The sequence below is a fragment of the uncultured Sphingomonas sp. genome, assembly GCF_964244235.1.
GTDB lineage: Bacteria > Pseudomonadota > Alphaproteobacteria > Sphingomonadales > Sphingomonadaceae > Sphingomonas.
This window is the reverse complement of the sequence record NZ_CAXTII010000087.1, coordinates 1-11,233: the sequence shown is the minus strand read 5'-3', so window position 1 is coordinate 11,233 and position 11,233 is coordinate 1. Positions and strand designations below refer to the sequence as shown.

At 64.4% G+C, this 11,233-nt stretch carries 12 protein-coding genes and 1 tRNA gene; 4 read left to right on the top strand and 9 right to left on the bottom strand.

Features of this window, described 5'->3' with window-relative positions; genetic code table 11:
• From ACFE7D_RS12460 to ACFE7D_RS12450, 3 genes are all read left to right on the top strand, one after another.
• Positions 1-794: MATE family efflux transporter (locus ACFE7D_RS12460; RefSeq protein WP_375395740.1), on the top strand; the 794-nt coding region annotated here is incomplete at its 5' end.
• A 37-nt stretch (positions 795-831) separates the two neighbouring features.
• Positions 832-1,821, top strand: coding sequence for a porphobilinogen synthase (gene hemB / locus ACFE7D_RS12455; RefSeq protein ID WP_375395739.1), 990 nt, complete (start codon positions 832-834; stop codon positions 1,819-1,821).
• Positions 1,814-2,383 carry a GNAT family N-acetyltransferase gene (locus tag ACFE7D_RS12450; protein WP_375395738.1) on the top strand — a complete coding sequence of 190 codons (570 nt, stop codon included), beginning with the start codon at positions 1,814-1,816 and terminating at the stop codon, positions 2,381-2,383. Before hemB ends, ACFE7D_RS12450 begins: the two co-directional genes overlap by 8 nt.
• A gap of 156 nt (positions 2,384-2,539) precedes the next feature.
• On the opposite strand, the gene ACFE7D_RS12445 is transcribed toward ACFE7D_RS12450, so the two are convergent.
• Both ACFE7D_RS12445 and ACFE7D_RS12440 read right to left on the bottom strand, forming a co-directional pair.
• On the bottom strand, positions 2,540-3,262 hold the full coding sequence (locus ACFE7D_RS12445) for a hypothetical protein (RefSeq protein ID WP_375395737.1): 723 nt from the start codon (positions 3,260-3,262) through the stop codon (positions 2,540-2,542).
• A 234-nt stretch (positions 3,263-3,496) separates the two neighbouring features.
• Entirely contained in the window at positions 3,497-4,009 is a 513-nt protein-coding gene (locus tag ACFE7D_RS12440; RefSeq protein WP_375395736.1) for a hypothetical protein, read from the bottom strand.
• Between the two features lie 84 nt (positions 4,010-4,093).
• On the opposite strand from ACFE7D_RS12440, the gene ACFE7D_RS12435 reads away from it, so the two are divergent.
• Positions 4,094-4,170, top strand: a tRNA-Arg gene (locus tag ACFE7D_RS12435).
• Between the two features lie 96 nt (positions 4,171-4,266).
• Here ACFE7D_RS12435 and ACFE7D_RS12430 read toward each other — a convergent pair.
• The 7 genes from ACFE7D_RS12430 to ACFE7D_RS12400 form a co-directional block, all read right to left on the bottom strand.
• Positions 4,267-4,803 carry a YcnI family protein gene (locus ACFE7D_RS12430; protein ID WP_375395735.1) on the bottom strand — a complete coding sequence of 179 codons (537 nt, stop codon included), beginning with the start codon at positions 4,801-4,803 and terminating at the stop codon, positions 4,267-4,269.
• A gap of 275 nt (positions 4,804-5,078) precedes the next feature.
• Positions 5,079-5,792 (bottom strand): EAL domain-containing protein, encoded by a 714-nt coding sequence (locus tag ACFE7D_RS12425; protein WP_375395734.1) that lies wholly within the window; start codon positions 5,790-5,792, stop codon positions 5,079-5,081.
• 183 nt (positions 5,793-5,975) lie between these two features.
• Complete coding sequence (gene yghU, locus ACFE7D_RS12420; RefSeq protein WP_375395733.1) at positions 5,976-6,854, bottom strand: glutathione-dependent disulfide-bond oxidoreductase; 879 nt, start codon at positions 6,852-6,854, stop codon at positions 5,976-5,978.
• A gap of 63 nt (positions 6,855-6,917) precedes the next feature.
• Positions 6,918-7,916 (bottom strand): NAD-dependent epimerase/dehydratase family protein, encoded by a 999-nt coding sequence (locus ACFE7D_RS12415; protein ID WP_375395732.1) that lies wholly within the window; start codon positions 7,914-7,916, stop codon positions 6,918-6,920.
• 141 nt (positions 7,917-8,057) lie between these two features.
• Positions 8,058-8,198, bottom strand: a complete 141-nt coding sequence (locus ACFE7D_RS12410; RefSeq protein WP_375395731.1) for a hypothetical protein — start codon at positions 8,196-8,198, stop codon at positions 8,058-8,060.
• A 137-nt stretch (positions 8,199-8,335) separates the two neighbouring features.
• Positions 8,336-9,778 carry an efflux transporter outer membrane subunit gene (locus ACFE7D_RS12405; RefSeq protein ID WP_375395730.1) on the bottom strand — a complete coding sequence of 481 codons (1,443 nt, stop codon included), beginning with the start codon at positions 9,776-9,778 and terminating at the stop codon, positions 8,336-8,338.
• A partial coding sequence (locus tag ACFE7D_RS12400; protein ID WP_375395729.1) for an efflux RND transporter permease subunit occupies positions 9,775-11,233 on the bottom strand: 1,459 nt, incomplete at its 5' end. The genes ACFE7D_RS12400 and ACFE7D_RS12405, both read right to left, overlap by 4 nt.

Here is an 11,233-nt window from a genome sequence, read left to right as displayed (position 1 = left end):
TCATCGGCTATATCTACAGTAAGGATTTGGTGATCCGGCTGCGCGGCGACGAGCTTCGCTATCTGATGCCCGAACGCGGTTTGTTGGGGACGATCATCGTCAAGGGCTTTCCGATGGGGCTCCAGATGCTGGTCGTCTCGACGTCGGCGCTGGCGATGATCGGGCTGGTCAACCGGCACGGCACGGTGACGACCGCGGCGTACGGGGCGGCGAACCAGCTCTGGACCTATATCCAGATGCCCGCGATGGCGGTGGGCGCGGCGGTCAGCGCGATGGTGGCGCAGAATATCGGCGCCGGGCGCTGGGACCGGGTCGACCGGATCGCTCGTGCGGGGCTGGTCATGAACCTGGCGCTGACCGGATCGTTGCTGGCGACCCTGACGCTGCTCGACCGCCACGTGCTTTGGCTGTTTCTCGGTCAGGACCCCGCGGCGATCGGTATCGCGGCGCGGATCAACCTGATCGCGGGGTGGAGCTTCGTGCTGTTCGGCGTGTCGATGGTCCTGGCCGCGACGGTGCGTGCGAACGGCGCGGTGGTCGGGCCGCTCGTCATCCTGGCGGTGGCGATGTTCCCGGTTCGGTTCGGGCTGGCGACCGCGTTCGAGCCGACGATCGGTGCGGATGCGATCTGGTGGAGCTTCCCCGCGGGTTCGCTTGCCTCGATGCTGCTGACGATCGCCTATTATCGCTTCGGCGGCTGGCGCAAGCTGAAGCTGGTCGGCCGACCCGCGCCCGCGCAGGAGGAGACGATCGCGGACGCGCAGGCGACGGGAAAGCCGATGCCGGTCGGGTAGCTTGCGTGGCGCGCGGCGATTGCGCACATGGGCCCGCATGTCCAGCTATCCCGCCATCCGCCTTCGCCGCACGCGCGCGAGCGCCTGGAGCCGCCGGCTCCATGCCGAGACGATCCTCACCCCTGCCGACCTGATCTGGCCGCTGTTCGTCTGCGAAGGCGAGGGCGTCGAGCAACCGATCGCCAGCCTGCCCGGCGTGTCGCGCTGGTCGGTCGACCGGATCGTCGCGCGCGGGAAGGAGGCCCGCGACCTCGGCATTCCGTGCGTCGCGCTGTTCCCCTATACGCAGGCCGACCGGCGAACCGCGGATGGCCGCGAGGCGCTGAACCCCGACAACCTCATGTGTCGCGCGATCCGCGCGCTGAAGGATGCGGTGCCGGAGGTGGGCGTGCTGACCGATGTCGCGCTCGACCCCTATACCAGCCACGGGCATGACGGGCTGGTCGACGAAGCCGGCTATGTGATCAATGACGCGACCGCGGAGGTGCTGGTCGGGCAGGCGCTGAACCAGGCGGCGGCGGGGGCGGACATCATCGCGCCCAGCGACATGATGGACGGCCGCATCGGCATGATCCGCGCCGCGCTCGAGGCCGATGCACACCACAACGTCCAGATCATGTCCTATGCCGCCAAATATGCCAGCGCCTATTATGGCCCCTTCCGCGACGCGGTCGGCACGCGCGGGCTGCTGAAGGGCGACAAGAAGACATACCAGATGGATTCCGCCAACGCCGAGGAAGCGCTGCGCGAGGTCGCACTCGACCTGGACGAGGGCGCTGACAGCGTGATGGTGAAGCCCGGGCTGCCCTATCTCGATATTGTGGTCCGGGTGAAGCAGCGGTTCGAGGTGCCGGTCTTCGCGTACCAGGTGTCCGGCGAGTATGCGATGATCGAGGCCGCGGTGGCGGCCGGCGCGGCGGAGCGTGACGCGGTGGTGCTCGAGACGCTGCTGGCGTTCAAGCGTGCGGGGTGTTCGGGGGTTCTTACGTATCATGCGGCCCATGCTGCGCGGTTGCTGGGTGGGTGATCCGGTGATCGAGACCGAACGGCTGATCCTGCGTCAGTGGCGGGAGGCGGATGCCGACGCGATGCATGCGATGGGCCAGGACGCGCGCGTCATGGCGTATCTCGGCCCGCTCTACGACCGCGCGGCGGCGGAGCGCCTCGTCGCCGGACGGATCGTCAACCAGTCGCTGTTCGGCTATTGCTTTTGGCCGATCGAGCGGCGGGCGGACGGCATGTTCCTTGGCTTTTGCGGCCTTCAATTGGGGCCGAAAGGTACGCCGATCGAAGGCGGCATCGAGATCGGCTGGCGTCTGGCGCATCACGCATGGGGATACGGCTATGCCCGCGAGGCGGCGGAAGCGACGCTTGCCTGGGGCTGGGATACGTTCGACATGGGTCACATCGCCGCGATGACGGTTCCGATGAATACGCGCAGCGGGCATTTGATGGAGTGGCTGGGGATGCGGCGCGTCGTCAACGAGGATTTCGATCATCCGGACCTCGCCGAAGACGATCCGCTGCGCCGCCACATCTATAAAGTCATTAAGATGCGCTATGTTGATTGTCTTTTGTTTCGTCTGTAAGCAAAGCCTATTCCTACTGTTAGTACGCCCACGGTGTCGACATATACAAAGCCCTTTTTCCCCTCGAAGTTGGCAGAAGCCAAAACCTGTTTTGTGAGGGAATACACATCCGCTGCTGTGAAACGCATCGTATCCTCCGTTGATAGTATCAGCTTTTCAGCGACCCAAGCGCCTAATGTTTATTTGGCAATACTTACTTATTATTGGAGGCGAAAACCCCTTACTATATACCAAGCCAGCTTCTATAGTTGCCCTCCGCCAGCCCTGTCTTAGCTTCCTAATAGAGTTATAGCCGTCCCGTGATAAAGAAACAGCTACGAGGTGACTGTTAATCCTAACCGACTTAAAGTCCGCCATCGAACTAATCGTCCGCTGGAATTTGCCGAAAGGTTCATCACGCAAGAAATATGTAGGGACATCGAGTCCACCATGAGCCTCTCGAGCTTTAATTACAGAAACTTCGTGACTCTTGTCATCTGACAATTGTGTCTTGTAAAACCTGTAGCAGGACAAGCCCTTATCGCAGAAGCCAAGACCGTCCGGATGCGGAAACTCCTTGGCCGTCATGGGCACCCAAGGCTCGCCTGCCAACGCTGGAGGCAAACGATAGCTGCCGTCACCCTCGCGATATTGGCCGATGTTATGAGCGTTCTTGATCTTGGCAACGATCGCGTTGCACAATGCACGACCAGTTGGACTTACCGGTATTTCCATGTCCGGTTTGTTGCCGTCCATGTAATACTCGGGCACGGTCATTCTGTAGGCTGGTCTCCTTTGCGGCTCAGAGGCGCCTACAACGCCATTGCCGCCAAATGTCGGCGCGATGTACGACAGGATTAATCCAAAAGCGGTTCCGGCGATCTGGCTTAGGCGTTTCATCGTTCTCTCCCCGCTTCCGATCCAGCTCGCTCGACTGGACTGACAAGATAGCTCAGCAGCGAGCGCCGCCCCGTCTTGATATCCGTCGTGAGGGTTGCGCCTGGGCCTAACGCGACCACCTTGTCGCCGCGGTCGATGGTTCTGCGCATAAGCGCGATCCGCGCGATGTAGACCGGGCCCAGCGTCTTATCGTCGACCGCCTCTACCGGATCGATCGGCCTCAACCGGGATGACTCACGCCGGTGCCAACGACGCCTGCAATTTGGCGATCGTCGCCGTCTCCGCCGCGTTCTCCGTATCGATCCGCACCTGCAACGCCCCCAGCGCAGGATAAGGCGGCGCGAGCGTCGAGGCGCGGGTGATCGCCTGTTCCTCGGTATCCGTCGACAGCGCCGATAGCTGCGCACGCCATTGGTCGAGCGTTCCGAGCGCGGTCTGCGCGTCGAGCCACTTGTCGCTCCCCGCCGCCTGACCCCTTGCCGAACGCGATACCGCTTCGGCCTTGGCGGCGTCTGCGGCAAATCCCTTCGCGATCGTGCCGAGTTGCCCTTCCGTCGTCGCAATCACCGCGTCGAGCGCCGGATCGGGCTCGATGGGCGGGATGGGAGCGAACACCGGATCGGCAAAGCTCGTCTTCTCGATCGGCCGCGGCGCCAGCGAGGGATTTCCGCGCCCGGTCGGGCGCGCGCACGCGGCGAGCAGCAGCATCGCCGCGAGCGGCACGAACAGGAGACGGGACGGGTTCATCGCGCACCGCTGTATGCGGCGCACGTTTATCGCGCAACGGGACTTGCACCGCCGCCAAACCGCTTCTATCAGCGCCGCTCCAGTGCACCCGTAGCTCAGCTGGATAGAGCATCAGACTACGAATCTGAGGGCCGGGCGTTCGAATCGCTCCGGGTGCACCATTCTCCTCGTTATACGAGCCTTGAGCACGTCGCCTGATTTGGCTGGGTATGGCCTGCGTTCCAACCGCTGACATCGGGCTGCCGCCCGGGCAGGACCTACATCTTCATCGTCTCCGGATGCGGTGCGGCGGGTGTTATCTCGAGGACGGGTGCCGGCGACTTGACCGAATGCCAGGGCTGGCCGGCGGCGGGGATCATGGTCCACGCGTTGCGCCCCGTCGCGCATTGCTGGAGGGTCGGAAAGTATAGCGGACCCGGTGCTGCAGGAAGTTTCAGCATGATCCCGAACTGATCGAACTGATCCGGGTCCAACCGCCCGGACCATGTGATCGCGGCCACCCGCTCGCGCACCTCGCCGTCCTCGCTCCGGATCGGCGCGGCCAGCGGGGCCTTCTCGATCGACAGCGTCCACCCCGGCTTGGGCTGCGGCCGTGCGACGGTGACGCCCACCGGTATCTCGACGCGGATCGCTGTGGTCGGCGAACCGGCACAGCCGTGCGAAACGCGGAGGAAGCCTGCATAATAACTGCCGGCCATACCGACCGGGTCGGCGAAGACGATGTGCGCATGCGCCATCGTCGTGGTCAGCGTCGCCGCCAGAGCGGCGCAGTGACGGGCGATCTTTGAAATCATCTTCGATGCTCCACGGAATGGTCGGAGCATCGCTACGCTGGCGTTCGCACCATGAACAGCGCGGACCCGCGTCGCAGCAAAGAAAGGCGGACCGATCGCCGTAGGCATCTTCGATCGGATCGATCGTTTCGAGAAATCGGTTACTCAGCGTGAGGTGCGAGCTGGCGGAGCGCACGATACCGGTGTTGCAAAAGCACCTCGGCATGGCCCAGGCGCGTCAGGCCGGCAGGGCCTGCACGATCGATGATGATACGCCGAATGACTGCGGTATCGGATCAGGCGCGGAGCGCTGTCGTAAACTTGGGGACGGCGATCGCGGGCAGCCTTCCCAACTGCGGCCGAGCGAAGATATATCCCTGGACATAACGAACGCCGATGTCCCGCACCGCGCGAAGTTCGGCGTCGGTCTCGATCCCTTCCGCGATGACGGTGATGCGCATCGCCGAGGCCAGCTGCACCAGCGCATTCACGATCATCCGCCGAGGCATGCTGGTGTCGATGTCGCGGGTCAATTCCATGTCGAGCTTGATATAATCCGTCTGAAAACGAGCCAGCAGGTTGAGGCCTGCGTGCCCCGCACCGAAATCGTCGAGGGCCGTTCCGAATCCCATCTGCTGGTAGCTGGCGACGATATTGGCGGTGTGCGCAGGATCGGCGATCTCCTCGTTTTCGGTAAATTCGAAGATCAGGCGCGATGACGGGAGGCCTACCGATTTCGCCGTCGCGAGCGTGAGCGCGATACAGGCGGCGGGTGAATATACCGCGTTCGGCAGGAAGTTGATCGACAGCCTGGCATCGCCGTCGAGCAGCCCCGCCGCAGTCGCGGTTTCGATCGCCCTGACGCGGCATTTCTGATCGAACGCGTACCGGTTGCTGTCGGTGACCTGCGACAGGATACTGTACGCGGATTCACCGTTCGGGCCCCTTACCAGGGCTTCATAGGCGAATGGCAGATGTGTATCGAGATCGACGATCGGTTGGAACGCCATCGATATCGCGAAGTCGAGCGCGTCACCGTTCCGGCACCCACTGCATTTCACTGGCGACATGGTCATTCGCGGCTGCCCTAAGCGAGCCGCTTTAATGCCAGACGAACGTTAAAAAACAGCAACTTATCTCACGCAAGATTACGACAGTCCGACCAAGCGACCGGTCGTATCGCGATCGATGTCTCAGTCGGCATTGTTCGGCGGCGACACCTTGTCCTGCGTATTGGTATCGAAATCCGATGCGTCGTGGCGTTCGTGCAACTGGCTTGCGGGATCGCCCATGGCGCGGTTGACCATCCGCCCCCGCTTCACCGCGGGCCGCTCGGCGATCGCATCGGTCCAGCGCCGAACATGCGTGTAACCGTCCACCTGAAGGAACTCGGCGGCGTCATAGACCAGCCCCTGTACCAGCGCGCCGTACCAGGGCCACGCCGCCATGTCGGCGATCGTATAATCATCGCCGCCCAGATATTCATTGTCGGCCAGCCGCCGGTCGAGCACGTCGAGCTGCCGCTTCACCTCCATCGCGTAGCGATCGATCGCATATTCGATCTTCACCGGCGCATAGGCGTAGAAATGGCCGAACCCGCCGCCCAGGAGCGGCCCCGCGCCCATCTGCCAGAACAGCCAGGACAGGCATTCCGCACGCGCCGGCTGTTCGGTCGGCAGGAATGCACCGAATTTCTCCGCGAGGTAAAGCAGGATCGATCCCGACTCGAATACCCGGACCGGTGCCGGACCGCCATGATCGACGAGCGCGGGAATCTTCGAGTTGGGATTGGCCGCGACGAAGCCGCTCCCGAACTGATCGCCCTCGTTGATGCGGATGAGCCAGGCGTCATATTCCGCGCCGTCATGACCGGCTGCGAGCAGTTCCTCCAGCATCACCGTCACCTTCACGCCGTTGGGGGTGGCGAGAGAATATAGCTGCAGAGGGTGCTTGCCCACCGGCAAGGCCTTGTCGTGAGTGGCCCCGGCGATCGGGCGGTTGATGCTGGCGAAGCGGCCGCCGTTTTCCCCATTCCATTCCCAAATCCTGGGAGGGGTATAGTCGTCGCTCATCGGGCGCTCCTGTCGTTCGTGCGGGCGATGCGCTCGCCCGCCGGTCGCGTCAACGGCTGCGGGTCAGCAGCGATGATAGGCGCGATACCAGTCGATGAACCGCGGCACGCCGACATCGATCGCGGTCGTCGGTACAAAGCCGAGCGCGTCGCGGATCGGATCGATATCGGCAAAGGTCCGCTCGACGTCGCCCGGCTGCATCGGCAGATTGTTGCGCACCGCCTTCCGTCCGATCGCCGCCTCGAGCAGGTCGATGACGGCGCCGAGCCGTTCCGAACGGTTGTTGCCGATGTTGAACAGCCGGTGCGGCGCGCGGCTGCCGCCGGGTTTCTCCGTACCGTCGTCGGCCGGCGGGGTATCGAGACAGGCGACGACCCCGGATACGATGTCGTCGATATAGGTGAAATCGCGCTCCATCCGGCCGTGATTGAACAGCGGGATCGGCTCGTCGGCCAGGATCGCCTTGGTGAAGATCCACATCGCCATGTCGGGGCGACCCCATGGGCCATAGACGGTGAAGAAGCGCAGTCCCGTCATCGGCACGCGGTAGAGATGCGCATAGCTTTCACTGATCAATTCGTCCGCGCGCTTGGTGGCGGCATAAAGCGACAGGGGATGCTCGACGCGGTCTTCGACCCGGAAGGGCAGCGACGTGTTGCCGCCATAGACCGACGAGGAGGAGGCATAGACCATCTGCGCCACCCCGGCGTGGCGCGCGATCTCCAGCATGTTGACATGCCCGACGAGGTTCGACTGCGCATAGGCCGCGGGATTTTCGATCGAATAGCGCACGCCCGCCTGCGCGCCGAGATGGACGATACGATCGAAGCGCGCGCCATGCAGCATGGTGCCGAGCGCCGCCATATCGGCGAAATCGACGGCGGCGAACGCGAAGGCGTCGCCGTATCGCTCGGACAATTGCGCCAGACGGGCATGTTTGAGCGCCGGGTCGTAATAGTCGTTGAGATTGTCGATCCCGAGTATGTGGTCGCCCCGTGCCAGCAGGCGATCCGCAACGTGCATGCCGATAAACCCGGCGACGCCGGTGATTAGCGTGGTCATCGGCGATATGTACGTCTTGCGGTCATCTCGTCATCAAGGACGGCTGGCGTTCCGCTTGTCAACGTGCGGACCGTCCGCGCCCCTCCATATGCGCGACTTCCGCCTGACGGCGGCGTCGCCGGATCATTGATCAATAATTCGTCAACGAAAATGCATTTTTTGACGATGGCAGGTGCGGCTCGCATCAATCGGCGGCGTCATGCAGGCAAGGAACGCGTTAGGGCGGTCAGCGGGGGCGATCATGAAGCTTTTATATGCGATGGCGGCATCGGCAACCTTCACGGTCTTCGCACTCAGCTCCGCGCACGCGGGCCATCATGGCGGCGGCGGGCACGTGTCGCATCCGGGTCATCCGATCGGATCGTGGAAGGGTAATCACAGCCACTTCCGTTGATAGGACTCGCGGTTGATCGGGGGATCTACCGCGCGCCTGATGCGGCCGGCGTCGCATCGATGCCGCTGCCGACCGCCTGATACAAAGCGACCGTATCCGTCAGTCGCGCCGCTTGCGCCTGGATCAGAGCGGCGGCGGCCTGCGCATCGACCGCGCTGGCGTTCAGCAGTGTCAGCGTCCCGATCCCGCCAAGCGCCAATTGCCGCCGACCATAGACAAGATTCAGATCCGCGGCCTCGCCGGCGCGCGTTGCCGCGTCGAGCAGGTCCGCATCGGTCCGCAACCCGGTCAGCGCATCCGACACGTCGGCGAACGCCTGAAGCACGGCAGACCGGTATTGCGCCTTCGCGCCGTCCAATGCGGCGGCGGCGGCGCGCTGCTGTCGACGTAGCGTCCCGCCGTGGAAGATCGGCTGCGTGATCCCGCCGATCAGCGTCCAGAACGGATTGCCGCTGGCGAACATGTCGGCGAAATTCGGCGATGCGCCACCGGCCTGCGCGCTGAGCACGAGATTGGGCAGGCGCGCGGCGATCGCCGCGCCAAGGTCCGCCCCGGCACCACGCATCTGCGCATCCGCGGCGCGGATATCGGGGCGGTTGGCGACGATCGCCGCGGGCAGGGCGACGGGCAGGGCCGCGGGCAGCGACAGTTCCGCGAAGGCGGGTAGCGGCGGCAGCGTGCTCCCGGGTGCGATCCCCAGCAATGCGGCGATGACGGTGCGCTGATGCTCGCGCTGGCGGACCAGCGGTGGCAGGCTGCTTTCCGCGGTCGCAAGCGCAGCCTGTTGTGCCGCTATGTCGGCATTACCGATATCGCCCAGCGCCTGCCGCTTCAACAGCATCGCCAGCAAATCCCGGTTGCTCGCGACGCCGGCGTTCGTCGCATCGATCTGGCCGCCGAGCGCGGCATATTGGATGACCGAGGCGACGAGGTTGGCGACGACGGTCTTTCGCGCGGCGTGTAGCCGCTCGCTGGCGACCTCCGCCTGTGCGCGTGCCGAGCGGCTTCGGTTGCGTTGCAGGCCGAACAGGTCGAGCGGATAGGTAACCGACACCTGCGCGGTGTGCAGCGTGTAGAACGTTTCGTTCGGGTCGACGAGCGGGGTGGCCAGCGCGTTCGATACGCGGGCATGTTCGACGTTATAATTGACATCGGCCTGCGGCAGAGCGGCCCCGGCGATCGCGCCCGCCGTCTCGCGCGCCTGGCGCAGCGTCGTTTCGGCGAGCGCCAGATCCTCGTTCTTCGCGAGCGCCAGGTCTACGAGCGCGTCGAGCTTGGCGCTGCCGAACGCGGTCCACCAATCGGCCTTCGGCGACGCGCCCGCGACGACGTCCTGTGCGGGCCCTGAAATCGGCGCGATCCGTTCGGACGCGATGGCGGGGGCCAGCGACGGCGTGGTCGTCGGATGCTGCGGGCCGACCGCGCAGCCGGCGAGCATCAGCGGTGCGAGGGCGATGAGCCGCTTCATTCCGCGGGGGCCGGATGCGTGTGCCCGACATCGCGCCCGTGCGCACCCCGATCGTGTGCGCCCACATGCCGGGAGAAGCGGTCGATGAGGACCGGCAGAACCAGGAGGATCAGCAGCGGGGCCAGCGTCATTCCGCCGACGACGACCAACGCGAGCGGTCGCTGGACCTGGCTGCCGATCCCGCTCGATACCGCGGCTGGCAGCAGCCCGATCGCGGCGGCGAGGCAGGTCATGACGACCGGGCGCAGGCTGGTCCGCACCATATGTGCGATCGCATCCTGCCGGTCATGTCCTTCGTCGATCCGCTGGTTGAAGCTGGTCACCATCAGGATGCCATCCATGACCGCGATCCCGAACAAGGCGACGAACCCGATCGCCGCCGAAATGCTGAACGCCGTCCCGGTCAACGCCAGGGCCAGCACGCCGCCGACGACCGCCATCGGGATGACGCTGAACGCCAGCAACGTGTCCGTCATCGACGAGAAATTGGCGTAGAGCAGGATCACGATCAGCCCGAGGCTGATCGGCACGACGACCTCCAGCCGCGATACCGCGCTGGTCAGGTTCGCCAGTTCGCCCGCCCATTCGAGGTGATAGCCCGGCGGCAGCACGACGTCATGCGCGATCCCGCCCCGTGCCTCCGCGATCGCCCCGCCCAGATCGCGGTCGCGGACGCTGAACTTGATCGGCACGTAGCGTTCCTGATGCTCGCGGTAGATGAACGACGCGCCGGTGGTCAGCTTGACCGTTGCGACTTCCGAAAGCGGTACCGGGATCGTACCGGTGCCGGTGGGCGAAGGGGCCCCGATCGAAATTCGCCGGATCGCCTCGAGACTGTCGCGCTGCGTATTCTGCAGCCTTACGATGATCGGGAAATGTCGATCGGTCTTGCGTTCGTACAGATCGCCACTGCTTTGTCCCCCGATCGCGGCGGCGACGGTGGTGTTGATGTCGTCGGGCGTCAGGCCGTAGCGCGCGGCGGCGGCGCGATCGATGTCGATCCGAACGGTCGGTTGGCCCAGCGAATCGGATATGCCCAGGTCCGCGATCCCGCGAACCTTGGCCATCCGGTCGCGGAGTTTGGCCGCCAGCGTTTCCAGCGTGGCGAGATCGGGGCCGAACACCTTCACCGAATTCGCGCCCTTCACGCCCGACGACGCTTCCTCGACATTATCCTCGATATATTGCGAGAATTCGAAATCGACGCCGGGATAACGGGCGTGCAGCCGGCCTTGTATCTCTGCCGTCAGACTGTCCTTGGTGACGCCCGCCGGCCACTGCGACGCGGGCTTCAGCGGCGAATAGAATTCGGCGTTGAAGAACCCGGTGGCGTCGGTGCCGTCGTCGGGGCGACCATGCGTCGAAATGACGCGTTCGAACTCCGGGTAGCTCTGGATGACGTTCCGAATGCCGTTGACCGTCGGCTGCCCCGCCTCGAGCGATATCGATCCCGGC

Bases quoted from the DNA above. Each gene is read 5' to 3' on its own strand.
- hemB (WP_375395739.1), top strand. From the start codon at position 832: ATGTCCAGCTATCCCGCCATCCGCCTTCGCCGCACGCGCGCGAGCGCC.
- ACFE7D_RS12445 (WP_375395737.1), bottom strand. From the start codon at position 3,262: ATGAAACGCCTAAGCCAGATCGCCGGAACCGCTTTTGGATTAATCCTG.
- ACFE7D_RS12440 (WP_375395736.1), bottom strand. From the start codon at position 4,009: ATGAACCCGTCCCGTCTCCTGTTCGTGCCGCTCGCGGCGATGCTGCTG.
- ACFE7D_RS12430 (WP_375395735.1), bottom strand. From the start codon at position 4,803: ATGATTTCAAAGATCGCCCGTCACTGCGCCGCTCTGGCGGCGACGCTG.
- ACFE7D_RS12425 (WP_375395734.1), bottom strand. From the start codon at position 5,792: ATGGCGTTCCAACCGATCGTCGATCTCGATACACATCTGCCATTCGCC.
- yghU (WP_375395733.1), bottom strand. From the start codon at position 6,854: ATGAGCGACGACTATACCCCTCCCAGGATTTGGGAATGGAATGGGGAA.
- ACFE7D_RS12415 (WP_375395732.1), bottom strand. From the start codon at position 7,916: ATGACCACGCTAATCACCGGCGTCGCCGGGTTTATCGGCATGCACGTT.
- ACFE7D_RS12405 (WP_375395730.1), bottom strand. From the start codon at position 9,778: ATGAAGCGGCTCATCGCCCTCGCACCGCTGATGCTCGCCGGCTGCGCG.